This window comes from Massilia sp. CT11-137 (assembly GCF_047302885.1).
Taxonomy (GTDB): domain Bacteria; phylum Pseudomonadota; class Gammaproteobacteria; order Burkholderiales; family Burkholderiaceae_D; genus Telluria; species Telluria orientalis.
Map to the genome: position 1 here is coordinate 2,576,106 of NZ_JBKYMP010000002.1, position 23,733 is coordinate 2,599,838.

Sequence of the window (23,733 nt, forward strand, 5' to 3'; positions counted from 1 at the left end):
ACAGGAGGATACCCATGGCGATCGATATCGACATCAGCGGAATGACGTGCGCCTCGTGCGTGGCGCGCGTCGAAAAGGCGATCAAGGCCGTGCCGGGCGTGCGCGACGCGAGCGTCAACCTGGCCACGGAACGCGCGGCCGTGCAGGGCGAGGGGCTCGACCTGCAGGCCATCCTGGCCGCCGTCGAGCGGGCCGGCTACACGGCGCGGCCGACCGGGACTCCGAAGGCGGAAACTGCGCCGGGCCTGCCGGCGTGGTGGCCCGTGGCGCTGGCAGCGTTGCTGAGCCTTCCCCTCATCGCGCCGATGCTGCTGGCGCCGTTCGGCATCGACTGGATGCCGCCCGGCTGGCTGCAATTGCTGCTGGCGACGCCCGTCCAGTTCTGGTTCGGCGCGCGCTTTTACCGCGCGGGCTGGAAGGCGCTGCGGGCCGGCGCCGGCAACATGGACCTGCTCGTGGCCATCGGCACGTCGGCCGCGTATTTCCTGTCGCTCTGGCAGTTGCTGAATGCGGGCGGCCACGGCCACCTGTACTTCGAATCGGCCGCGGTCGTCATCACGCTCGTGCTACTCGGTAAATGGCTGGAAGGCCGGGCGAAGCACCAGACCGTCGCGGCGATCCGCGCGCTCGAGGCGCTGCGGCCTTCGGAAGCCATCGTCCGGCGCGACGGCCGCGACACCGTCATGGCACTCGACGCCCTGCGCGCCGGCGACCTGATGGTCGTGCGGCCGGGCGAGCGCGTGCCCGCCGACGGCAAGGTCGTGGAAGGCGCGAGCCACCTCGACGAAGCGCTGCTGACGGGCGAAAGCCTGCCCGTGGCGAAGGGCGCGGGCGACCGCGTGACGGGCGGCGCCGTCAACGGCGAAGGCCTGCTGCTCGTCGAGGCGACCGCGGTCGGCGCGGACAGCATGCTGGCCCGGATCATCTGCATGGTCGAGGATGCGCAGGCCGCGAAGGCGCCGATCCAGCGCCTCGTCGACAAGGTCAGTGCCGTGTTCGTGCCCGTCGTGCTGCTGGTTTCCCTGGTCACGCTGCTGGCCTGGGGCTTCGCCACGGGCGACTGGCAGCAGGCATTGCTGAATGCCGTCGCGGTGCAGGTGATCGCATGCCCGTGTGCGCTGGGTCTCGCCACGCCGACCGGCATCATGGTCGGCACGGGCGCTGCCGCGCGCCACGGGATCCTCATCAAGGACGCGGCAGCGCTGGAGACGGCGCACGCCCTGCAGATGGTCGTGTTCGACAAGACGGGCACGCTGACGGAAGGCCGTCCCCGCGTGGTGGCGCTGGAAGGGGACGACCCGCAACGGCTGCTGGCGCTGGCCGCGGCCGTGCAGCAGGGCAGTGCGCATCCGCTGGCGCGGGCCGTGACGGCGCTGGCGGCGGCGCAGGACGTGGCGACGCCGGCCGCCACGGAAGCGGCGGCATTGCCGGGCCGCGGCGTGCGGGCCCGCGTGGACGGCGCAACCGTCTGGATCGGCAACCGCCGGTTGCTGGACGAAATCGGCGCCGGTTCCCCGGCTGCCGCATTGGTGGCCGCGGCCGAACGCCACGAAGCGGACGGCCGCACCGTGTCGTGGCTCGCGCGTGAAGCGGGCGGCGGCATCGGCGTGGAAGGCGCCCTCGCGTTCGGCGACAGCCTGAAACCGACGAGCCGCGCCGCCATCGCCCGCCTGCGCGCTCTCGGCGTGGACAGCATGATGCTCAGCGGCGACAACGAAGGCAGCGCGCGCGCCGTCGCGCAGGCGCTCGGCCTGACGCGCTGGGTCGCGCAGGTGCAGCCGCAGGACAAGGCGGACGTCGTGCGCGGCCTGATGGCGGAAGGACGTACAGTGGGCATGGTGGGCGACGGCATCAACGACGCGCCGGCGCTGGCGGCGGCCCACGTCGGCATCGCGATGGCCGGCGGCACGGACGTCGCGCTGCACACGGCCGGCGTGACCCTGATGCGCGGCGACCCGCTGCTCGTCGCGGACGCCATCGACATCTCGGACCGCACGTGGCGCAAGATCCGCCAGAACCTCGTGTGGGCGTTCGTCTACAACGTCGTCGGCATCCCCGTCGCGGCCTTGGGCCTGCTGAACCCCGTGCTGGCCGGCGCGGCGATGGCACTGAGTTCCGTCAGCGTCGTGACCAACGCGCTGCTGCTGCGGCGCTGGCGGCCGGCGCCGCGGCCCGCACCCGAACCCATTCCAACCCAACCCCAAGGAGCACACAAGATGTATGAACTGACCGTCGAAGACATGAGCTGCGGCCACTGCGTGGGCCGCGTCACGAAGTCCGTGCAGGCCCTCGACAAGGATGCGAAAGTCGAAGTCGACCTGCCCACGAAGAAGGTCAAGGTCGACAGCACCGCGGACCTCGACAGGATCGCCGAGGCGATCGTGGCGGCCGGCTATCCGGTCAGCGCGAAAAGCGCTTGACGAGCCCCACGTACACGCGCCGGGCGACGTCGACGAGGACCGTGACCTGCGTGTTGCCCCGGACGGCGATCTGGCCGTCGGCCGTCACCGCCATCGGGCGCCGCTTGCAGCACGTCCTGCGCGTCCCGGGGTGATACAGCGGCAGGTAAGCGTCGTCCCCGCGAAGGCGGGAACGACGGAGCTGCTTTGCTCAATGCCCCTCGTGTCCCCCGCGCTTGGCGGTCCCGATCACCGCCCCTGACGCCGGCGCCGCCGGTGCGCCGACCGCGTCGGGCACGGGACCCGTCCACTCGCGCGCCACCGTGCCGGCGGGATGCCTGTACCAGCCGGGATCGCGGTAATCGCCCCGCGCGAGGCCCTCGCGCACCTTGATGACGGTGAACATGCCGCCCATCTCGATGTCGCCGAACGGCCCGCGGCCCGCCATCATGGGCAACGTGTTTTCCGGCAGCGCCATGTGCATGCCGCCCATCGATCCGCCCTTGTCGCCCATGACCATGTAGCCCGGCACGAGGTCGTTGATCTTCTTCGCCACGCCGGCCTGGTCGACGCCGACCAGGTTCGGCATGGCGTGGCTCATCGCGTTCATCGTGTGGTGCGATTTATGGCAGTGGAACGCCCAGTCGCCGGGATTGTCGGCGACGAATTCGATGGCGCGCATCTGGCCCACGCCGATGTCGACCGTCACCTCGGGCCAGCGCGCGGCGGGAGGGATCCAGCCGCCGTCCGTGCCCGTCACCTCGAAGCGGTGGCCGTGGATGTGGAACGGGTGGTTCGTCATCGTCAGGTTGCCCATGCGGATGCGCACCTTGTCGTCCTTGCGCACGACCATCGGGTCGGTGCCGGGGAAGGCGCGGCTGTTGATGGTCCACAGGTTGAAGTCAAGCATCGTGTTCACGTTCGGCGTGTAGTTGCCCGGCTCGATGTCGTACGCATTCAGCAGGAACACGAAGTCGCGGTCGACGGCGTGCCGGCGCGGGTCCTTCGGGTGGGTGACCCAGAAGCCCATCATGCCCATCGCCATCTGCGTCATCTCGTCGCTGTGCGGGTGGTACATGAAGGTGCCGGCGTAGCGCGCGACGAATTCGTAGACGAACGTCTTGCCCGGGGCGATCGCGGGCTGCACGAGCCCCGCCACGCCGTCCATCCCGCTGGGCAGGATCTGGCCGTGCCAGTGGATCGTCGTCGCCTCCGGCAGTTTATTGGTCACGAAGATGCGCACCTTGTCGCCCTCGACGACCTCGATGGTGGGGCCCGGACTCTGGCCGTTGTAACCCCACAGGTTCGCCTTCATGCCGGGCGCGATCTCGCGCACGACGGGTTCGGCGACCAGGTGGAATTCCTTGACGCCGTCCTTCATGCGCCACGGCAGGCTCCAGCCGTTCAGGGTGACGACGGGGTTGTACGGACGGCCGCCCGGCGGATGCAGCGGCGGCTGGGTGGCGGGCGACGACTGGACCGGGGCTTCAGGAATGGCGGCCGCGCCGGCCTTCGACACGAGCGAGGCGCCGACCATGGCGCCGGCCGCGCCGGTGATGAAGTTGCGACGGGTGGTCATTGTGCGTGATCCTCATGTTGCTGGGAACTGAGTCGGGTGCCGAGCGTGGCTTCCAGCTCGGCGTGGGCGGTCCAGAAGGTGTCCAGCGCCTCGATGTAGGCGCTGACCGCTTCGGCCTGCGCGCGCGCATCGGCCAGCAGGTCGTGCGGACTCGCGAGCATGCCGTTGTAGCGCAGCAGGACTTCCTTCCCGATCCTTTTGCGCAGCGGGAGGATCGTGTCGCGGTAGTGTTTCGCCACGTCGTATGCGTTGCGGTACGCGAGATAGCCTTCGCGCGCCTCGCTGCGCGCCGTGACGGCCGTGAGCGCGACCTTGTTCACCGCCTGCATATACGTGGCTTCGGCGCGGGCGACGCGCGCGCCGCCCCAGTCGAACAGCGGCAGTTCCAGCGACAGCGAATAACCGCGTTCGGTCGGCTCGCCCGTTTGGGTCTTGTTGGCGACGCCGAGGTCCAGCACGTTGATGAAGCGCGTCGTGCGCGTGAGCCCGAGATCCGCCGCGGTGGCGGCCGCCTCGGCCTGCGCCGCGCGCACGTCCAGGCGCTGCGCCAGCGCGATGCGTTCGACGTCCGGCAGCTCCGCCGGCGCGGCCGGCAGGTCGGGCAGGTGGTCGGGCAGGGCGTAGTTCGCGTCCTGGCCCCACAGGCCCAGCGCGCGCGTGAGGCGCTCGCGCGTCCTCGTTGCGCGCTTGTCCGCGCGTGCGGCGTCGCGCGCCGCTTCGGCCAGGAACACCTGTTCGCGCGCCAGTTCGAGCTGGTTCGTGTTGCCGGCCTTCGCCATGCGGCCCGTGAGTTCCGCGCCCGCTTCCGCGGACGCCTGCACGCGGCGCGCGTACTCCAGCGTCTGCCGCGCGGAGACCGCCTCGATCCACGCCGTGCGCGTCTCGAGCGCATGGCGTTCGATGGCCGCGCCCACCTCGCGTTTCACCTGTTCGAAACGGCGCGTCTCCATGCGCGCGGCCAGCGGCGTCGTCAGGAGGCCGACGAGGTCGAGCGTGATGCCGCGCTCGATCTCGAGGACGCGGCCGCCGGCGAGCCGCGTGAAGTCGAACGAGGGATTGCGGGGCCGCGCCGCCTGCGCGAGATCCGCCTGCGCGATGCCGACGTTCCAGTACGTGGCCTGCAGCCCCGGGTGGTTGACGAGCGCGATGCGCACGGCCGTGTCCATGTCCAGCGGCCGGCCTTCCCGGAACACGGGCAGGTCGCGCAGCGATGCGGCGAGCGCACCTTGGCCGGTGGCGTCGCGCGTCAGTTGCGGCGCGGTGCCGATGCGGTTTTGTGTCGTGGCGGCGACGTCGCCGAAGCCGCCGTCCGGCGTGACCGTGGCGCAGCCGGCCAGCAGGGCCAGCGCGGCGGCGGAAGAAGTCTGTACGAGCGCGTGTACGCGCGTGTGTCGTTTCATGTCGTCCTCGTTGCGAATGCGTGAATGGCACCGCCGCGCACGGGCGCGGGCGGCGACTACGGCGATCAGGCGGCGAGGCGGCGCGGAGGGCGTTCGAGCAGGGGCGGGTCGACGCTGGCCAGGTGGCCGGCGCGGAAGGGGATCGCGGTGGAAGGCGGCGGGAACGCCGGAGGAACGAGCGGCACGGGCACGAGCGCGACGACGATGCAGCAATCGCCGCAGGCGCCGCGGTGCTCGTGCTGGTGAGCGCTGTCGTCCGCCCTGGCCGCGGCCGTGGCGTGGCAGTGCTGCGCGACCGGCGTCGCGTGCGTGATGGCCGGTGCAATCACGGACGGCAGCATGCGTGCCGCAGCCAGGCCCTGGAAGGGCAGGGCGAGCAGCAACAGCCAGGCGATCAGTGAGCGCATCACGGTCTTCATCGGGCGCATTCTAGCACGATGGACTGTTGCATTTCGATGCATCCAGGGCACAATAAATGATGCAAGAATGGCCACGCGTGCTAGCATAATGTTATTACAACGAGAACAAACGGGGACGGGATGTTGAGGCGCATGTTCGCGATACGGACCATGCGCAGCCAGCGCCAGGTAGGCGAACGGGCCGCGCAGGTCATCGACCGGGTGATCTTCGACATGGGCGTGGATCGCCTCGTACAAGGCTCGTTCGCGCTGGACCGTCACTTGCGCCCGCACTTTTCCAGCGCGCCCGTCATGCCGGGCCGCGACGGGGTCGCGGTGGCGCTGGCGCAGCTGGCGGAATGCACTGTGCTGTCCGCCGTGGCGAAGCGCGATCCCGATCCGGCGGTGCTGCGGCTGCACACCGCGGCCGTCGTCGACGGCCTGCTGCGCGAGTTCCGCGCCCGTTCGCCGCGGTTCCGGGCGCTGCCCATCGCGCAGGCCGATCAGCGCATCGCCGAGCGCAGCGCGCCCGATTCGAAATAGATGTGGCGGATGGCCGGATACACGGCCGTCACGGCCTTTTCGAGGCGCTCGATCGCCGCCTCCACTTCGTCGATGCGCATGCCGCGGTTGAAACGCACGGCCGCCGTCAGCAGGACTTCGTCCGGCCCCAGCTGCATGCTGAGCAGCTTGCCGACGTCTTCGATGGCCGGATCGTCGCGCAGGATTTCGCACACGTGCCGCGTGGCGTCCGTGCCGATGCCTTCGCCCACGAGCAGCGCGCCGGTCTCGCGCGCGAGGGCGAACGCGGCGCCCACGAGCAGGAGGCCGATCAGCACCGACGCGGCCGGATCGAAATACGGGCTGTCGAACATGTGGCCGAGCAGGATGCCGGCCGCCGCGATGGCGAGGCCCAGCAGGGCGGCCGTGTCTTCGATGAACACGGTGAACACGGAGGCGTCCTTGCTCGCGTGGACCGTCTGCCACAGCGAGGCGCCCGCCTTGCGCCGCTTGTTCAACGCCTTGCGCGACACGTTCCAGCTATAGCCTTCGAAGCACGCCGACACGCCCAGCACGACGTAGTTCCACATTGGATCCGCCAGCGGCTCCGGATGGCGCAACGCGCTGATGCCGTGGTAGATGGACAATCCGCCGCCCAGCGAGAACACGGACAGCGCGACGAGCAGCGCCCAGAAATACAAGGCCTTGCCGTAGCCGAACGGATGCCGCTTGTCGGGCGGCTTCTCGCTGTTGCGCTCACCGACCAGCAACAGGAATTCGTTGCCGGTGTCGACGGCGGAGTGGATGCCTTCGGCCAGCATCGCCGCGCTGCCGGTGATGGCGGCGACGACGAACTTGGCGGCGGCGATGCCCAGGTTGGCGAGGATCGCCGCGTAGATCACCTTGCGCGAGCCGCCGTCTGTTCCGCTTTCTTCCCTGTTTGTTTCCGTCATGGTGTGTGAGCGCTGATATCATCCTGTCTATGTCGAACCAAGTGTAGCCAATCCGCGTGGAGCGGCTTGCACGGCTGGGAGCGGGTGGATGAGCGTACGTAACCTCAAGCAACTGTTTGCCCCGAAGTCGGTGGCGCTCGTCGGCGCGTCGGAACGTCCGGGAAGCGTCGGCGCGACCATGCTGCGCAACCTGCGCGAAGGGGGCTTCAAGGGGCGGCTGTACCCCGTGAATCCGAAGTACGAGACGCTGGACGGCCTGGAGGTCTGGCGGGACGTCGCGCGGCTGCCGGCGGCGCCGGACCTGGCGATCATCTGCACGCCGCCGTCCACCATCCCCGCCATCGTGCGCAGCCTCGGCGAGCTGGGGACGCGCGCGGCCATCGTGATGAGCGCCGGCGTGTCGACGGCGCGCGACCTGCGCGGCCGCAGCATCAAGCAGGCGATGCTCGATGCCGCCAACCCGTATTTGCTGCGCATCCTCGGCCCGAACAGTTCGGGGCTGCTGGCGCCCGGCATCGGCTTGAACGCAAGCATCGCGATGGGCGGCGCGGCGGCGGGGCGGATCGCGTTCGTGTCCGAATCGGGCGCGCTGATGGCGGGCGTGCTCGATTGGGCACGCACGCGCAACGTCGGCTTTTCCACGATCCTCGCGCTGGGCGAATCGTCCGACGTCGACTTCGGCGACGTGCTCGATTACCTGGCCAGCGATCCCGGCACGTCCGCCATCCTGGTGCATGCGGAGAGCGTGCGCTACGCCCGCAAGTTCATGTCGGCCGCGCGCGCGGCGGCGCGCAGCAAGCCGACCTTGATGCTCAAGGCCGGACGGTCGCTGGAAGCGGCGGCGGCCGGTGCCTGCCTGTCCGGCGTGCTCGCGCGGCCGGACGACGTCTACGACGCCGCGATCCGCCGCGCCGGCATGCTGCGCGTGTACACGACCGACCAGCTGTTCGCGGCCGTGGAAACGCTGGCGCGCGCGAAGCCGCTGTTCGGCGAGCGGCTGGCGCTCCTCGGCAACGGCGCCGGCCCCGTCGTGCTGGCGAGCGACGCGCTGCAGTACGGCGGCGGCCAGCAGGCGGAACTCGCGCCGGAGACGGTGTCCAGGCTGCGCGACCTCGTGCCCGAATGGAGCGGCACCGGTGAACTGAACCTGCGCGGCGACGCGCCGCCCGAGCGCTACCGCGACGTCATCGACGTGCTGCTGCACGACCCGCAGGCCAACGCCGTCGTGATGATCCACGCGCCGAATGCGGTCGTCGATCCGGCCGACGTGGCGCGCGCCGTGGCGCCGCTGGCGAAGGCGTCGTCGCGCAACGTGCTCGCGTGCTGGCTCGGACTGCAGTCCGTGGGCGAGGCGCGCACGATCGCGTACGAGGCGGGCATGCCGGCCTACCGCACGCCGGAAGCGGCCGTGAACGGCTTCCTGCAGATCGTGAACTTCCGCCGCAACCAGCAGTTGCTGATGGAAGTGCCGGCGTCCGTCGGCGACGGCGAGCCGGACCGCGAACGCGCGCGCGGCCTCGTGCGCGCCGCGCTGGAGCGTGGCCGCCGGACGGGCCGCTACCTGCTGGACGACCCGGACACGAAGGCGATCCTGGACGCCTACGGCATCCCCACCGTCCCCACGCGCGCCGCGGCGACCCCGGACGAGGCGGTGGCGATGGCGGCGGACATCGGCTATCCGGTCGCCGTGAAAATCCTGTCGCCGGACGTGGTGCAAAAGTCCGACGTGGGCGGCGTCTCGCTCGACCTGGACACGCCCGACGCCGTGCGCGCGGCGACGGAACGCATGGCGCGACGCCTCGCGGAACTGAAGCCGGACGCGCGCCTGGACGGCTTCATCGTGCAGGCGATGGCGCGCAATCCGGAAGCGCACGAACTGATCGCGGGCGCCGCCACCGATCCCGTGTTCGGGCCCGTGATCCTGTTCGGCCAGGGCGGCCTCGCGGTGGAAGCGGTGAACGACCACGCCGTCGCGCTGCCGCCACTGAACACGGTGCTGGCGCGCGACCTCATCGCGCGCACGCGCGTGGCGCGCCAGCTGGCCGGCTACCGCAACCACCCGGCCGCGGACCTGGACGCGATCGCCGCCGTGCTCGTGCAGGTGGCGCGCCTCATCGCCGAGGTGCCGGAGATCGTCGAACTGGACATCAACCCGCTGCTCGCGGACGCCAACGGCGCCGTCGTGCTGGACGCGCGCATGCGCATCGCGATGGCCGACCGCGCCGGCAACGCGCTCGACCGGCTCGCGATCCGCCCGTATCCGGTCGAGCTGGAAGAAGTGGTGCCGTGGCAGGGCGGGACGATCCTGCTGCGGCCCATCCGCCCGGAAGACGGCGCCGCGCACGTGGCGTTCTTCAACGCGCTCACGCCGGACGACGTCCGCTACCGCATGTTCGTGCGCGTGCGCGAGCTGCAGCCCGCGCAGCTGGCGCGCTTCACGCAGATCGACTACGACCGCGAGATGGCCTTCATCGCCACGCGCACGGGGCCGGACGGCCATCCCGAGACGCTCGCCGTCGCCCGCGTCGTGGCGGACCCGGACAACATGAGCGCGGAATTCGCCGTGACGGTGCGCTCCGACCTGAAGGGCAAGGGCCTGGGCGTCATGCTGATGAACAAGCTGATCGCCTACTGCCGCGCGCGCGGCACGCGCGAGATCGTGGGCGAGGCGCTGCCGCAGAACGCGCCCGTCATCGGCCTCGTGAAGAAGCTCGGGTTCACCGTCGGGCCGGTGGACGAGGACGAGGGGGTGCGTAAATTCTGGCTGGAGCTGCGGTGACGTCGAACGACAAGATGGAAATGCGGCCGGCGACACGTGACGATGCAGGCGCGATGCTCGGACTGTTGCAAGCGGTGTGCGCGGAAGGCAGCGCACTGCCGTTCGTCGACGGCATCGACGACCACAAGATCGACCAGGTCTGGCTGGGGGCCAGGGGCTGTGTGCTCGCCTGCGACGGTGGCGGCGTGCTCGGCATGTACCGCTATGGTCCGGCCATGCCGGGGCGAGGCTCGCACATCGCCACGGCCACCTTCCTGGTCGGCGAACATGCACGCAACCGGGGCGTCGGCCGGGCACTGGTCGAACACTGCATGCGATCGGCGCAGGCGGCGGGCTTCCGGGCCATGCAGTTCAACCAGGTCCTCGGCTGCAATCTGCCAGCGCTCGCCCTCTACCGAAGCCTGGGCTTTGCCGTCATCGGGACCGTGCCCGACGCGTTCGATCATATCCGGCACGGCTACGTCGATGCTCATATCATGTACCGGGCGCTTTGACCGGGGCACCCCGCTGGGTCGTGATAAACCGTGATTATTTTCCTGTTTGCATCACGTAAAATCGGTGCGGTTGAACCAATGGAGACGACATGGCTGAACTGATCGTGCGCAGGCGCGCCGGGGTGTTGCAGGACATGGCACGCGACTACATCGTCCTCGTCGACGGCAACGAGCGCGGGCGCGTCGCCGACGGCCAGGAAATCCGCTTGCACGTGGAACCGGGGCGGCACCGCGTGCAGCTGAAGATCGACTGGTGCGGCTCGCCGGCGGTCGACGTCGACGTGGCGGAGGGGAGTGCGCAGGTGCTCGACTGCGGTCCGAACGCGACGCTGCTGACGCTCCTCTTTTACGTGTTCTTCCGCGCCGGGCATTACCTGGCGCTGCAGCCGGGAGCGCGCGGCGCCGGCAGACCGCTCAGCGCCTGAACCGCACGTCTTCCCGCACGACGGGTGCGTCGCCACGCGCGTCCTTCGTGCCGCCTTTCGGTTTCTTCGGTTTCTTCGGCTTCTTGACGACCTGCCCGGCCGCATTCGTCTGCGGCACGCGGTGCTCGGGCTCGAAGCCGGCTTCGTCCTGGCGCTCCAGGGCCTGCTGCGTCAGCGCCTCGATGGCGGCCAGCTGCTGGACTTCGTCCGCGCACACGAGCGACACCGCTTCGCCGGACGCCCCCGCGCGACCCGTGCGGCCCGTGCGGTGCACGTAGTCCTCCGCCACGATGGGCAGGTCGACGTTGACGACGACCGGCAGTTCCTCGATGTCGAGGCCGCGCGCGGCGACGTCGGTCGCGACGAGCACGCGCACCTCGCCCGCCTTGAAGCGGTCGAGCGCGCGCAGGCGGGCGGGCTGCGGCTTGTCGCCGTGGATCGAGTCGGCCGCGATGCCTTTCGCGTCGAGCAGGTCGACGAGCTGGTCGACGCCCTTGCGGGTCTTCACGAACGCGAGGACCTGCGGCCAGCCGTGGCGCTTCAGCAGGTGCAGGAACAGGTCCGGCTTGCGCTTCTTGTCGACGGGGACGATCCACTGGCGGATCGCCTTCACGGTCGTGTTGCGCGGCGTGGCCTCGATGCTGACCGGATCGTCCAGCAGCTTCGTCGCCAGCGCCCGGATCGGGTCGGAGAAGGTGGCGGAGAAGAGCAGGGTCTGGCGGCGCTTGGGCAGCAGCGCGAGCAGGTTGTCGATGTCGCGCGAAAAGCCGAGATCGAGCATGCGGTCCGCCTCGTCCAGCACGAGCGTCTGCACCTGGTTGAAGCGCACCGCGTTCTGGCGCTGCAGGTCGAGCAGGCGGCCCGGCGTGGCGACGAGGACGTCGACGCCTTTACGCAGGCGCATCATCTGCGGATTGATGCTGACGCCGCCGTACGCGACCATCGAGCGCAGCGGCAGTCCGGCCCCGTAGGCGCGCACGCTCTCGTGCACCTGTTCGGCCAGTTCGCGCGTCGGCACGAGGATCAGGGAGCGCGCCGAATTGCTGGCGACCTGCGCGCCGTCCATCACGAGCCGCTGCAGCAGGGGCAGGGCGAAGCCGGCCGTCTTGCCGGTGCCCGTCTGGGCGGCCGCCATGACGTCGCGGCCGGCCAGCACGGCGGGTATCGCCTGCGACTGGACGGCGGTGGGCGTGGTGTAGGACAGCGAGGCGAGGGTGCGCGTGATCTGGTCGATCAGGCCGAGCGATGCGAACGACATGGTGAACGAGGCGGGTTGTAAAAGGCGACAGTGTAACCTGTCGGTGCAGGGAGGGGACGTGGAGACATTCCGGATCAGGTCCGTAAGCGGCGGAACGGGACGGCGCATCGAATTTTGCGGGGATCACCGGGCGCCGGGATTTCCGGACCTCGCGCGCCTCCGTGCCGGCGGCGCAGGCGATGATGGCGAGCGACCGCTATGTGGGCGCATGGTCGTACGCGGGCGGATGCTACGAGATCGACGACGACGTGTGGGCCTGTGTCATTCATGCCCGCGACGGGGGTGACCGGGTCGTGGCCGACATCGAACGGGCGCTGGTGCGCAGCGGCCGGTTCGTCAGAGACGACGCGCCGGGTTGAGTTGCGGTGCCCAGGTTCGCTGGACCGCGTACAGGACGCGGATGACGGCCGCCGGATTCTTCAAGCCGGCTTCAAGGCATATCGGCGGCGCGCCCGGGCGCGACGACGAGCACGACGGCCCACAGTGCGAACCGGAGCGCCCGGTCGACGGCGAAGACGCAGCAGGTCCAGACGGCGAGCTGCGCGAGCGAAGAACCGTGGCTTGGCAGTGCGGCGTCCAGCCCGGCGGCGCGCAGCAGCGCATGGGCCAGCGCCATCGCGCAAAACAGGCAGGGGAGTTCGACCCACCGGTATTTTTCGAATAGCTTTTTCATTGCTGCCTTGTCGTGTAAAGACGGTAATGTAGCATGGCTCGCGCGCCGCAAAACACGCCGATTGTCACGCCCCGCAAGTGAACGCGAAGTCCACCTCCGGCTTGCGTCCCGACACGATGGCCGCGATGGCCCGCCCCGACCCGCACCCCATCGTCCAGCCGAGCGTCCCGTGCCCCGTGTTCAGGTACAGGTTCGCGTAGCGCGTGCGGCCGATGTACGGGACGTTCGACGGTGTCAGCGGGCGCAGGCCGGCCCAGTAGGTCGGGTTGTCGTAGTCGCAGGCGTCCGGGAACAGCGCGCGCACGCGGCGCGTGATCGCGTCGCAGCGCACGGGGTTCAGGTCGCGCGTGTAGCCGTTCAGTTCGCACGTGCCGGCCACGCGCAGGCGGTCGCCGAGGCGCGAGAACACGAGCTTGTGGCCGTCGTCCGTCAGCGAGACCGTGGGCGCCGCGTCCGCGTCGAGGATGGGGTAGGTGGCGGAATATCCCTTGCCGGGATAGATCAGCGGCCGGATGCCCAGCGGCGCCAGCAGGCCGACGGAAAAACTGCCCAGGGCGACGACGACTGCGTCCGCATGCAGCACGCGGTGGCGGCCGTCCGCATCGATGATTTCCACGCCGCGGATGCGGTCGCCTTCGGCCAGCAGGCGCGTGACGGTCGTGTTGTACGTGAAACGGATGCCGGCGGCCGCGCCGCGTGCCGCGAGCTGCGTCGTGAAGCGGTGGACGTCGCCCGATTCGTCGGTGGCCGTGAAGTCGCCGCCGACGAGCTTGCGGCGGACGGCCGCGAGGGCCGGTTCGATCCGCACGGCCTCGTCGGCATCGACCGTCATGCGCGGGCAGCCCAGGTCGCGCATCGCGGCGGCCGCGTGGCAGGCGCGCTCGAATTCCCGGGCGTCGGTGTAGAAGTGCAGGATGCCGCGCGTGAGGCTGTCGTACTCGATGCCGGTGCGCGCACGCAGCGCCTGCAGGCTGCGGCGGCTGTACTCGGCCATGGCGACGATCCGGCGCAGGTTGGCGGCCACGCGGCCGGGCCCGCATTCGCGCACGAACTGCAGGCACCAGCGCCATTGCAGCGGGTCGGCCCGCAGGCGGAACAGCAGCGGCGCGTCGGCGCGGCCCAGCGACTGCACGACCTTCAGCAGGCCGGCGGGCGTGGCCCACGGTTCGGCGTGCGAGACGGAGATCTGGCAGCCGTTGGCGAAGCTCGTTTCCTGCGCGGGGCCGCTCCGGCGTTCGATGACGGTGACGTCGTGGCCGGCTTCTGCGAGATACCAGGCGGATGCCGTGCCGACGACGCCGGCGCCCAGGACGATCACGTTCATGGGTGCGCGACCAGATGGAAAACGGGACGATGCATGCGGCTCCTCGTAAGTGCGACGGGTGGAGCCGGCAAGGGAGAACCGGAGCCGGTGCGCGACCGGAATCCGCATGCTTCCCTTCGCTGGCATTACCCAGATCAGGTTCGGAGGGTGTTTCTCACCCGCGGCCGCGGTGGCGGCTGCAGGACCCCTAGCGTTGCCTTATGGCAGGGAAGATTCTAACACGAGGATGCACAGGGACACCGGCCCGCGGAGGGGGCCGGAAGGCGGGCAGGCCGCGCGGCGATCGCGCGGTCAGGCCGTGACGGCGATGGCGGCCGCGGCCGGCACGACGGTGGGCTTCACCGGTTCGCGCCGGTCCTGGCAGGCCACCAGCATGAGGCAGGCCAGGAGCAGCAGGCTCCAGCGTGCGCGATGGTTCATGATGCGCCTCCTTTGGCAGCATCGTAGCGCAACGCCGGGGCGCGCGGCGCGCCGGTCACATCGTCAGAACTGGTAGCCGATGCTCGCGCGCACGACCGGATAGACCTTCAGCGCATCCACGTCGTCGCGCAGGCGCAGGCGCTCCACGGCGACGTCGCTGGCGAGGGCCTTGCAGACCGTGTTCGACACCGTGCAGCCGACGCTGGCCAGCTGGACGTTCGGATTGCCCTGGTAGAAGACGCCGAGATCGACATTCGTGGTCCAGTGCGACGAGCGGGCCAGCGCGTTGCCCCAGCCGATGCCCAGGTAGGGCGCCGCCTTGCGGTAGTCGATGCGGCCGGTCAGCAGGCCGACGTCGGTAGCGGAATACGCGTGGCCGTTCAGCGTGAATCCGCCGGTGCCGTTCGGTTTCGCTTTCGCATTGAACTTGTTGCCGTTGTAGACGAGACCGCCGGTCAGGTGGAAGCTGCTGCCTTCGGTCAGGTACCAGTCGAACAGCACGTCGAACGTCTGCAGCTTGCCCTTGATGTCGTAGTCGACGCCGTCGGACGTCTTGTCGAAGTTGTGGCGGAAGTAGTTGGCGCCGAAGCGGCCGTTCAAATAGGTTTCCATCGGCACGACGACGTGGAAGCCCACGCCGGTGGAGCCGAGGTCGGCCGTTACGCCGACCTGCGCGTTGGCGGCACCCGCCGCCAGCAGGGCGGCCGCGGCCAGCACGGTGTATTTTGCGAACATCGATAGCCTTTCAGTGGTTGAGGCCGCGATTGTAGCTGCGCACTTACTGCAGTGGAATTGTTGCGCTGCGGTTTGTGGTAATCCCGCCCGGAACGACAATGTAAGCAGGTGTTGCAGCCAATTGTGCATATGCTTTCATTTGATAAACTTCACTTAAACATTACAACGAGGTCATCCTATGAAAGCCCTGATCTTCGGCGTGGCGCTGTGCGCCGCCTCCCTCCCGGCCCTGGCGCAGACCAACGTCTCCGTCAGCATCGGCCAGCCCGGCTTCTATGGCCGCATCGACATCGGCGACTACGTGCCGCGTCCCGTCGTGTACGCGCCGCAGCCGGTGATCATCACGCCGGCGCCGCACTACGTGGCGGAACCGGTGTACCTGCGCGTGCCGCCGGGCCACCGCAAGCACTGGGCCAGGTTCTGCGGCCGCTACGGCGCCTGCGGCCGTCCGGTCCTGTTCGTGCGCGACGAGTGGTACACGAACACGTATGTGCCGCGCTACCGCGAGCATGTCGGCTACCGCGGCGGCTACCGCGGCGGCCCGCGCGAAGTGCGTGTCGTCGAGCGCGTCGAGTACCGCGACGACCGCGGCCACCGCGGCGACTGGGACCGCGGCCACGGCAATGGCCATGGTCACGGCCACGGTCACGGTCACGGCAAGGGTCACGGACACGGCCACGACTGATCCGTGCCGGGTGGTTTCGCCGCCCCGTAGTAAACTGCCTGCGTGAGCCCGGCAACGGGCGCGACCGACGGAGGCAGGCTTGCAAAGCGATATCGTGATCGTGGGCGGCGGGGCTGGCGGACTGGAGCTGGCCTGCAAACTGGGCCGCAAACTCGGCCCGGACAAGGTGACGCTGGTCGACAGCCGGCTGTACCACGTGTGGAAGCCGTCGCTGCACGAGGTGGCGGCCGGCACGCTGGATATCCACCAGGAAGGCCTGTCGTACCAGATGCTGGCGCACGACCGCGGCTTTTCCTTCGTGTACGGCGCCATGACGGCGCTCGATGCGGCCGCGCACCGCATCACGATCGCTCCCGTCACCGCGGCCGGCGACGGCGAGGAGGTGCTGCCCGAGCGCACCCTCGGCTACCGCTCGCTCGTGATCGCCGTCGGCAGCACGTCGAACTATTTCGGCGTGCGCGGCGCGCGCGAACACACGATTTCCCTGAATGCCACCGAGGACGCCGAACGGTTCCGCCTGCGCCTGCTGCGCCTGCTCGCCCAGGCCGAGCAGCAAAAGGAGGACGGTGCCGGCGCCTCCGGGCTCGACATCGTCATCATCGGCGGCGGCGCCACGGGCGTCGAACTGGCGGCGGAATTGCGCGAGGCGTCCGGCGTGTATGCCGCGTATGGCTTTCGGCGCCTGCAGGTCAAGCGCGACGTGCGCATCACCTTGCTCGAAGGCGCGCCGCGCATCCTCGCGCCGCTGCCCGAGCGGGTGTCCGCCGCGGCCGCGCGCCTGCTCGACCAGCGCGCCATCCGCGTCGTGACGGATTGCCGCGTGAACGGCATCAGCCAGAAACAGGTCAGCGACAACAAGGGCAATGTCTATCCGGCCGACCTGTGCGTGTGGGCGGCGGGCATCCGCGCGCCGGAATTCCTGGGCTCGCTGGGGCTGCCGGTCGCGAAGGGCGGCCAGATCGAGGTGGACGCGCACCTGCGCGTGCAAGGCGTGCCCGACGTGTATGCGCTGGGCGACTGCGCCGCCTGCACGGACGGCAACGGCAAGCCGGTGCCGCCGCGTGCCCAGGCCGCGCACCAGCAGGCCGACTATCTGCTCAAGACGTTCCTGCGCCTCGACAAGGGCGAACAACCGCAGAAGGATCCCTACGTCTACCGCGATTACGGGTCGCTCGTCTCGATCGGCCGCGAGACGACGGTGGGCAGCCTGATGGGTTCGCTACGGGGCGCCAGCCTGTTCGTGGAAGGGTTCATGGCGCGCATCATGTACATGAGCCTGCACCTGATGCACCACAATGCCGTGCTTGGATCGCTGCGCACGGGCCTGATGGCGTTCGCGCGCTTCCTGATCCGGCGGACGACGCCGCTCGTCAAACTGCACTGAGCTTTACGTCGCCTCGCCGTTTCCCTGTTTTGGAAAGACCAGCGTGAGCGCGGTGCCCTTGCCGTCGGGTCCGGCGCCGATGGTCAAGGTGCCGCCCAGCGTGCGGGCCCGTTCGCGCAGCATGCGCAGGCCGTGGCAGCTCGCGGGCGGGGAGGCGGCCGTGCCGGGGCCGACGCCATCGTCGCGCACGGTCAGCATGGCCTGGTCGCCGTCGTCGTCGAGGATCACGTCGACCTTCGCCGCCTGCGCGTGCCTGACGATGTTGCGCAGGCCTTCCTCGGCGCAGCGCAGCAGCGCCACGCCCTGGGCGCGCGTGTAGTCGGGATCTTCGTCCGGCATGCTGGCTTTCGCCTTGATGCCGTGTTCGCGGCTCCATTCCTGCACGAGTTCCGCGATGGCGGCCTTGGGGCCGAGGAATTCCAGCTTGTCGTTCCAGAGCGCCAACTGCATCTTGCGGTTGGTCTCGATGATGTTGTTCAGCAGTTGCTTCATCTGCGCGGCGCGGTCGCGCTGCGGCTGTTCCTGCAGGTGCTGCGACAGCAGGCCGAGATGCATCGTCAGCGCCGTCATCGACGAACCCAGGCTGTCGTGCAGCCGGCGGGCCAGCAGGCGCCGTTCTTCGTCCCAGCAGGTCGTCATATGGGCCAGGAGTTCGGCCAGCTCGGCGGCACGCGCCGCATGCTGGCTGTCTTCCCCGGAATCCGGCGGGTGAGGTTCCGAAACTTTCATGAAGGCAACCAAATTATGTTTCTCGGGATGATACAACAGCTTGGCCCGGGACGGCGCAGGAATCGTCTTTGTGAGTTCCCGTACAGTCCGATGTTGCAGATCCGGTCATTCTAAGGGCTCTGGCCAAGGCCGATAACCCCCACTGAAGGAGTCAACATGAGCACGAGAACCCAATCCGGCGCACGCGCCGGCACCCAGTCGAACACCATGGCCGCAGGCCAGGACGCCATCGCCCTCCTGACCGCCGACCACCGCGAAGTGTCCGAGATGTTCGAACAGTTCGAGCAGCTGGGCGACCGCGCCACCACCAGCAAGGAAAAGCTGAAGGACAAGATCTGCAAGGCGCTGATCGCCCACACGACCATCGAAGAGGAAATCTTCTATCCGGCCGTGCGCGCGGCCAACGTCGAGGAGGGCGAGGACATGGTCGACGAGGCGATCGTCGAGCACGCCGCGGCGAAAGACCTCATCAAGCAACTGCAGGAAATGCAGCCGGACGACGACCTGTATGACGCGAAAGTGAAAGTGCTCAGCGAACAGATCGAGCACCACGTCAAGGAAGAAGAGAAAGAAATGTTCCCGAAGGCGAAGAAGGCAGGCCTCGACCTGCTCGCGCTGGGCCAGGAAATGGCATTGCGCAAGCAGGAACTGATGTCGACGCTGTAGGGTGGGCGGCCCTCCGCCCGCGCGAACGCCGGCATCGTGCTGGCGCTACGCGTGGGCACGTATCATTTGAGGCCCCGGCCTCAAATGCCCGCCCTACGTCTGCACGGCCGCCGGCCGGTCCGCGTCGTCCGGAGCGGGCGCCGCGGCGGCCAGCTGTTCGAGCAGGGCATTCAGATCCACGGGCTTCACGAGGTGCAGGTCGAAACCCGCCTCCATGACGCGGCGCTGGTCTTCTTCGAGACCGTAACCCGTCACCGCGATCAGCCGGATTGCACGCGCCGCCGGGTCCTGGCGCAAGCGACGCGCCACTTCGTAGCCATCGATGCCGGGCAGGCCGATATCGACGAGGGCCACGTCCGGCGTTTCCGAGCACGCCACCCGCACGCCTTCCAGGCCGTCGCCTGCCTGCAACACCGGGTAGCCGAACGACGCGAGCATCGTCGCCATCATCTCGCGGCCGTCGTCGTTGTCTTCGATCAGCAGGACTTTCGGCTTGCCGGCTTCCTGCGGCCGGGCGCGCGCGGGCGCGTCGGCGGCCTGCGCCGCGTCGGTGCGCGGCAGGCGGATCTCGAACGTGCTGCCGTTGCTGTTGCCGGGGCTGCTGGCGTTGACGGTGCCGCCATGCAGTTCGACGAGGCGGCGCACGAGCGACAGGCCGATCCCGAGGCCGCCCTGCGAGCGGTCGATCGAGATCGCGCCCTGCACGAACACGTCGAACACGTGCGGCAGCAGGTCCGGCGCGATGCCGACGCCGGAATCGCTCACGCGCAGCACGACGTCTTCGCCGATCGGCACCACCGTGATCTCGATGCGGCCGCCGGCCGGCGTGTATTTCAGCGCGTTGTCGATGAGGTTCGTCGCGATCTGTTCCAGCCGCGTCGCGTCGCCGTCGACCCAGGCCGGCGCCAGTTGCGCGTCGATGTCGTAGCCGGTCGTGCGGCCCGTCGCGCGGAACGTGTCGAGGCAGCTGGAGACGAGCGTGGCCATGTCCAGGCGCTTGCGCGACAGCAGGATCTTGCCCGACATGGCGCGCGACAAATCCAATAAATCGTCGACGATGCGCGACAAATGCTGGCTTTGACGCTGGATGATCAGGCGCGCCCGCGCGATTGAATCGCCGCTGACGCCCGGCATGCCGAGCAGCGAGCCGGCGCTGCTGATGGCGGACAGCGGATTGCGCAGCTCATGGCCCAGCATCGCGAGGAATTCGTCCTTGGCGCTGCTCTTGCGTTCGGCCGCGCGCCGCTCTTCCATCTCGCGCACGAGACGTTTATTGGTCGCGGTCAGCTCGGTCGTGCGCTGGGACAGTTTTTCGGCCTGGCGCTTCAGCTGCTCGTTCTTCGTCGCGAGCGCCACGAACACCTGCACCTTGGCGCGCAGGACCTGCGGGATCACGGGGGTGAACAGGAAATCGGCGGCGCCGCGCTGATAGGCCTTCAGGCGGTCGATCTCGTCGGCGAGGAAGGCCGTGACGAAGATGATCGGGATGTCGGCGGAGCGGGGACGCAGGTGGATCGCCTCGGCCGTTTCGAATCCGTCCATGCCGGGCATGTTCACGTCGAGCAGGATCACCGCGAAATCGTGACGGAGTACCTGGCGCAGCGCATCCTGGCCGGAGCGCGCGGACAGGACCTCGTAATTGCTTTCGTCGGCCCATTGCTCCAGCAGGCTCGTCAGTGCAAGCAGGCTGGCAGCGTCGTCGTTGACGACGAGAATCTTCGGTTTTTCGGTGTGGGACACGGCGTTCGAACAGGCTCGGAAACTGTATTCACAAGCTCGGCAGGATAGCAGAGCATGCCGTTTTGCAAAATATATTGATAAAAACTGTTGCAATTCGTCATGGTAGCACGGGCGCGTCCTTACCCGAAAATCAATCGTGCGCGGCCATCGTTCGGTGCCGCACATACCGTGTCAGGGCCGTATGCGATAGTGGAAACGTGTCAGGGGCCCACTTGAAAGGACAGACATGAATATTCAAATCATCGTAAACGACACCCATCACGACAAATGTTTCCGCGAACTGGTGCACCAGCCCGTGACGGCGCTGCGCGACGTCACCCAGCAGCAGGCGGATGCGTTGCGTGATGCGTTCGGTATCAATACCATCGCCGACCTGGCGGACCTGAAGGTCGTGAAATGGGCGCGCGCGATCCGCACGATGGCCAGCGCCGAAGCCGAGCCGCGCGAAGCCGTGGCCAAGGAAACGCTGCTCGACGACGCCGTGGAAATGACGTTCCCGGCCAGCGACCCGGTCTCGGTGGCGTCCAGCATCACCCGTATCGAGGTGGCGCCGGAAAAGGTGGATGCGAGCTCGGACCACCAGAACGCGGCCGCCATCGAGGCGCATAACGAGCAGGCGGTCGGTTGCCGGGCGCTGGGCCCGGGCGGGGAAAAGACGGCCGGCGCGGCCTGACTCGTTGCGGGTGTGCGCCCGGCCGGCGCACACCCGTGCCATCAGAAGTTCACGCGGAACTGCGCGCCGTAGTTGCGCGGTTCGTTGACGATACCCGTGAGGTTGTCGAAGTCGATCGCCGCCACGACCTGGATGCGGTTGGTGATGTTGCGGGCGAATGCGGCAAGCTCGTATTTGCCGTTGTCCCACTTGTAGCCGACCCGCAGGCCGCCTTCCAGCAGGGCCTTCGCCTTGTACTCCTTCGCTTCGTACAGGAACATGTTGTACTCGGTGCGGTACGACCAGTCCGTTAGCGCATAGAGTTCACCGTCGGCCAGCGGATGCGAATAGCGCAACGTGAAGTTCGTCTGCCATTTCGGCGAACGGGGCAGCGGCAGGCCGTTCAGCTTCTGCGTGTACGGGAACGGGCCGGGGGCGCCGGTCGGGGTGCAGCCGTTCACGCCGCCCGTATTGGGCTGGTTGCCGCAGGTCTGCACGAACAGGTTCGGATCCTTGATCTCGGTGTCGTTGTAGCTTGCGCCGATGCTCGCGCGCCAGTCGTCCGCCAGGATCGCCTGGAAGTCCAGTTCCACACCCTGGCCCGTGACCTTCTCGGCGTTGATCAGCTGGTTCATGTTGATCGTGCCGCTGCCGGCCGTCAGCTGCTTGTCCTTCACGCGGTACTGGAACGCCGTCGCGGACAGGCGCGCGCGGCGGTCGAGCAGGTCGGCCTTGATGCCCGCTTCATACGACAACGCCTTTTCCGCACCCGCGATCGACGGCTTGTCGCCGAGGCCGTTCAGGCGGCCCTGCATCGACGGTGCGCGGTAGCCGGTCGCCACGCGCGCGAACAGGTTCGTGTCCGCATCCAGCGCATAGGTCGCCGACGCATCCCAGCTCACGTTGTGCGAATCGCGGTGCAGCGGCAGCGGGCCGCTCGTCTGCGGCGGTTCGAAGCGCTGCGCGACGAAATCCTTGTTGTCGCTCGTGTAGCGCAGGCCGCCGCGCAGTTTCAGCTGTTCCGAGACCTTGTAGTTCAGCGTGCCGAACACGGCCCACGAACGGGCGTCCTGCGTCTGCGTCGCGTAGGCGTCGTTCTGCGGATTGCCCGGCGCCAGCGTGTTGAAGCTGATCGAATCGATGCGGATGTGTTCGTTGAAATAGAACACGCCGGCCATCCACTGCAGCGGATCCTTCGTGTTCGATTCGAGGCGGATTTCCTGCGTCGTCTGGTCGTGTTCCGGCAACAGGTCGGCCGTCTCGACGGTGAACGGGATGAAGGCGTTCTGGCCAGGATAGTTCGGTCCCATCGGCGGGGCGTACACGGCGCCGAAACCGCCGTCCACGTCGCCGCGGCTGTAGAAGGACGCGTGCTCGTAACCCGTGATCGAGTGCAGGGTCATGCCGTCCAGGTCCCAGCGCAGGCGCAGGTTGGCGCCGCTGGTGCGCAAGGTCTGGCTGTTGCCGCCGTCGGTGGGGTAGCGGTCGTAGTCGAAGCCGTCGACGAGGTCGTTCGTGCCCTTCTTGATGATGTTCGCGCGGAACAGGGTCGCATTGCCCTTCATGTCGCGGCCGTGGGCATTGAACAGTGCGGAGAAGTCGCGCGTCGGCTTGAACAGCAGCTGGATGCGCGCGGCGTTGTCGTCGTAGCCTTCGAAATCGCGGGTGTAGGCGTTGGGCCGCGGGTTGTGCACGCGGTCGTTGCGGTGCTGCGACTGCAGCGAGACGCGCAGCGCCAGCATGTCCGACAGCGGCACGTTGTACGCGCCTTCCGCATTGATCGTGCCGTAGTTGCCGGCGCCGAGCACGGCATAGCCTTCCGTCTTGAACACCGGTTTCGCGGAATCGAACTTGATCACGCCGGCGGGCGAGTTGCGGCCGAACAGCGTCCCCTGCGGGCCGCGCAGCACTTCGACCTGGTCCACGTCGAACACGGGGAAGCCCTTCAGCATGGGGCTTTCCTGCACGATGTCGTCGACGACGAGGCCTACCGGCTGCGACGCGTTCAGGTCGAAGTCGGTATTGCCCTGGCCGCGGATGTAAAAGCGCGGGAACGAGCGGCCGTAGTCCGATTCGACGTTCAGCGAGGGCGAGCGGCCGGCCAGGAAGCGGATGTCGGCGCCGCCGGACGTCAGCACGTCCAGCTTCTCGCCCTTGATGGCGGTGACCGACATCGGGACTTCCTTGAGGTTCTCGGCGCGCCGCTGGGCGGTCACGATCACGGTTTCCAGGCGCTGGCCGGTGGGTTTGGCTGCGGTGGAGGTGTCTTGCGCGGCCACGGCCTGGTCCGGCTCGTCGGCCAGGGCAATCATGGGAAAGGCGCTCGTCACGGCGGCGGCGAGCAGCGTGCGGGCGAACAGTCGGGTGGGGCGTACGCTCATGGATATCTCTTCCTTGTCTTGATGCCTGTTTTTATTCTCTTTGTCATTTGGCAAAGATTGCTCATCCTAGCAGTAAAGACATTTGGAAAAGATGTCGATGTATATATTTTGAAAACGTATAAATTACTTAACTAAACGGTATTTGCCGGTGCCGACCC

At 68.4% G+C, this 23,733-nt stretch carries 22 protein-coding genes and 1 riboswitch; of the genes, 10 read left to right on the forward strand and 12 right to left on the reverse strand.

Features of this window, described 5'->3' with window-relative positions; translation table 11 throughout:
- Window positions 1-14 precede the first annotated feature (14 nt).
- Window positions 15-2,420, forward strand: a complete 2,406-nt coding sequence (locus ACEN98_RS28220) for a heavy metal translocating P-type ATPase (RefSeq protein WP_413388190.1) — start codon at window positions 15-17, stop codon at window positions 2,418-2,420.
- 190 nt (window positions 2,421-2,610) lie between these two features.
- Here ACEN98_RS28220 and ACEN98_RS28225 read toward each other — a convergent pair whose 3' ends face one another.
- The 3 genes from ACEN98_RS28225 to ACEN98_RS28235 form a co-directional block, all read right to left on the reverse strand.
- Window positions 2,611-3,978 carry a multicopper oxidase family protein gene (locus ACEN98_RS28225; RefSeq protein ID WP_413388191.1) on the reverse strand — a complete coding sequence of 456 codons (1,368 nt, stop codon included), beginning with the start codon at window positions 3,976-3,978 and terminating at the stop codon, window positions 2,611-2,613.
- Window positions 3,975-5,378 (reverse strand): TolC family protein, encoded by a 1,404-nt coding sequence (locus ACEN98_RS28230; RefSeq protein ID WP_413388192.1) that lies wholly within the window; start codon window positions 5,376-5,378, stop codon window positions 3,975-3,977. The genes ACEN98_RS28225 and ACEN98_RS28230 overlap by 4 nt, the downstream gene beginning before the upstream one ends.
- Before the next feature lie 65 nt (window positions 5,379-5,443).
- Window positions 5,444-5,785: a hypothetical protein gene (locus tag ACEN98_RS28235; RefSeq protein ID WP_413388193.1), complete on the reverse strand. Its 342-nt coding sequence runs from the start codon at window positions 5,783-5,785 to the stop codon at window positions 5,444-5,446.
- A 144-nt stretch (window positions 5,786-5,929) separates the two neighbouring features.
- Here ACEN98_RS28235 and ACEN98_RS28240 point away from each other — a divergent pair, with 144 nt between their 5' ends.
- Window positions 5,930-6,319 (forward strand): hypothetical protein, encoded by a 390-nt coding sequence (locus ACEN98_RS28240; RefSeq protein WP_413388195.1) that lies wholly within the window; start codon window positions 5,930-5,932, stop codon window positions 6,317-6,319.
- Here ACEN98_RS28240 and ACEN98_RS28245 read toward each other — a convergent pair.
- Window positions 6,280-7,230, reverse strand: a complete 951-nt coding sequence (locus tag ACEN98_RS28245) for a cation diffusion facilitator family transporter (RefSeq protein WP_413388196.1) — start codon at window positions 7,228-7,230, stop codon at window positions 6,280-6,282. The genes ACEN98_RS28240 and ACEN98_RS28245 overlap by 40 nt on opposite strands.
- A gap of 88 nt (window positions 7,231-7,318) precedes the next feature.
- On the opposite strand from ACEN98_RS28245, the gene ACEN98_RS28250 reads away from it, so the two are divergent.
- The 3 genes from ACEN98_RS28250 (at window position 7,319) to ACEN98_RS28260 (ending at window position 10,928) form a co-directional block, all read left to right on the forward strand.
- Window positions 7,319-10,009, forward strand: coding sequence for a GNAT family N-acetyltransferase (locus tag ACEN98_RS28250; RefSeq protein ID WP_413388198.1), 2,691 nt, complete (start codon window positions 7,319-7,321; stop codon window positions 10,007-10,009).
- On the forward strand, window positions 10,006-10,503 hold the full coding sequence (locus ACEN98_RS28255; protein ID WP_413388199.1) for an N-acetyltransferase family protein: 498 nt from the start codon (window positions 10,006-10,008) through the stop codon (window positions 10,501-10,503). Before ACEN98_RS28250 ends, ACEN98_RS28255 begins: the two co-directional genes overlap by 4 nt.
- A gap of 89 nt (window positions 10,504-10,592) precedes the next feature.
- Complete coding sequence (locus ACEN98_RS28260) at window positions 10,593-10,928, forward strand: hypothetical protein (protein ID WP_413388200.1); 336 nt, start codon at window positions 10,593-10,595, stop codon at window positions 10,926-10,928.
- Here the strand turns inward: ACEN98_RS28260 and ACEN98_RS28265 are convergent.
- The gene (locus ACEN98_RS28265; RefSeq protein ID WP_413388201.1) at window positions 10,918-12,186 is read right to left on the reverse strand and encodes a DEAD/DEAH box helicase; all 1,269 of its coding nucleotides are present in this window, start codon (window positions 12,184-12,186) and stop codon (window positions 10,918-10,920) included. The two genes, ACEN98_RS28260 and ACEN98_RS28265, sit on opposite strands and share 11 nt — an antisense overlap.
- A 179-nt stretch (window positions 12,187-12,365) precedes the next feature.
- Here ACEN98_RS28265 and ACEN98_RS28270 point away from each other — a divergent pair, with 179 nt between their 5' ends.
- Window positions 12,366-12,545 carry a hypothetical protein gene (locus ACEN98_RS28270; protein ID WP_413388202.1) on the forward strand — a complete coding sequence of 60 codons (180 nt, stop codon included), beginning with the start codon at window positions 12,366-12,368 and terminating at the stop codon, window positions 12,543-12,545.
- A 71-nt stretch (window positions 12,546-12,616) separates the two neighbouring features.
- On the opposite strand, the gene ACEN98_RS28275 is transcribed toward ACEN98_RS28270, so the two are convergent.
- The 4 genes from ACEN98_RS28275 to ACEN98_RS28290 form a co-directional block, all read right to left on the reverse strand.
- Entirely contained in the window at window positions 12,617-12,859 is a 243-nt protein-coding gene (locus tag ACEN98_RS28275) for a hypothetical protein (protein ID WP_413388203.1), read from the reverse strand.
- A 64-nt stretch (window positions 12,860-12,923) separates the two neighbouring features.
- Complete coding sequence (locus tag ACEN98_RS28280; RefSeq protein WP_413388204.1) at window positions 12,924-14,183, reverse strand: D-amino acid dehydrogenase; 1,260 nt, start codon at window positions 14,181-14,183, stop codon at window positions 12,924-12,926.
- Between the two features lie 94 nt (window positions 14,184-14,277).
- Window positions 14,278-14,382: riboswitch (TPP riboswitch) on the reverse strand.
- Window positions 14,383-14,474: 92 nt separating this feature from the next.
- Window positions 14,475-14,603: a hypothetical protein gene (locus tag ACEN98_RS28285; RefSeq protein WP_413388205.1), complete on the reverse strand. Its 129-nt coding sequence runs from the start codon at window positions 14,601-14,603 to the stop codon at window positions 14,475-14,477.
- A 63-nt stretch (window positions 14,604-14,666) separates the two neighbouring features.
- Entirely contained in the window at window positions 14,667-15,338 is a 672-nt protein-coding gene (locus ACEN98_RS28290) for a hypothetical protein (protein WP_413341731.1), read from the reverse strand.
- A gap of 178 nt (window positions 15,339-15,516) precedes the next feature.
- On the opposite strand from ACEN98_RS28290, the gene ACEN98_RS28295 reads away from it, so the two are divergent.
- The gene (locus ACEN98_RS28295; protein ID WP_413388206.1) at window positions 15,517-16,023 is read left to right on the forward strand and encodes a hypothetical protein; all 507 of its coding nucleotides are present in this window, start codon (window positions 15,517-15,519) and stop codon (window positions 16,021-16,023) included.
- A gap of 79 nt (window positions 16,024-16,102) precedes the next feature.
- Window positions 16,103-17,407 (forward strand): NAD(P)/FAD-dependent oxidoreductase, encoded by a 1,305-nt coding sequence (locus tag ACEN98_RS28300; protein ID WP_413388207.1) that lies wholly within the window; start codon window positions 16,103-16,105, stop codon window positions 17,405-17,407.
- A 3-nt stretch (window positions 17,408-17,410) separates the two neighbouring features.
- On the opposite strand, the gene ACEN98_RS28305 is transcribed toward ACEN98_RS28300, so the two are convergent.
- Window positions 17,411-18,136, reverse strand: a complete 726-nt coding sequence (locus tag ACEN98_RS28305) for a sensor histidine kinase (protein WP_413388208.1) — start codon at window positions 18,134-18,136, stop codon at window positions 17,411-17,413.
- A 156-nt stretch (window positions 18,137-18,292) separates the two neighbouring features.
- Here ACEN98_RS28305 and ACEN98_RS28310 point away from each other — a divergent pair, with 156 nt between their 5' ends.
- Window positions 18,293-18,802: a hemerythrin domain-containing protein gene (locus ACEN98_RS28310; protein ID WP_413388209.1), complete on the forward strand. Its 510-nt coding sequence runs from the start codon at window positions 18,293-18,295 to the stop codon at window positions 18,800-18,802.
- A gap of 93 nt (window positions 18,803-18,895) precedes the next feature.
- On the opposite strand, the gene ACEN98_RS28315 is transcribed toward ACEN98_RS28310, so the two are convergent.
- Window positions 18,896-20,542 carry a response regulator gene (locus ACEN98_RS28315; RefSeq protein ID WP_413388210.1) on the reverse strand — a complete coding sequence of 549 codons (1,647 nt, stop codon included), beginning with the start codon at window positions 20,540-20,542 and terminating at the stop codon, window positions 18,896-18,898.
- Between the two features lie 226 nt (window positions 20,543-20,768).
- Here ACEN98_RS28315 and ACEN98_RS28320 point away from each other — a divergent pair, with 226 nt between their 5' ends.
- The gene (locus tag ACEN98_RS28320) at window positions 20,769-21,215 is read left to right on the forward strand and encodes a hypothetical protein (protein ID WP_413388211.1); all 447 of its coding nucleotides are present in this window, start codon (window positions 20,769-20,771) and stop codon (window positions 21,213-21,215) included.
- A 41-nt stretch (window positions 21,216-21,256) separates the two neighbouring features.
- Here the strand turns inward: ACEN98_RS28320 and ACEN98_RS28325 are convergent, their stop codons facing one another.
- Complete coding sequence (locus tag ACEN98_RS28325) at window positions 21,257-23,575, reverse strand: TonB-dependent receptor (protein ID WP_413388212.1); 2,319 nt, start codon at window positions 23,573-23,575, stop codon at window positions 21,257-21,259.
- Window positions 23,576-23,733 lie beyond the last annotated feature (158 nt).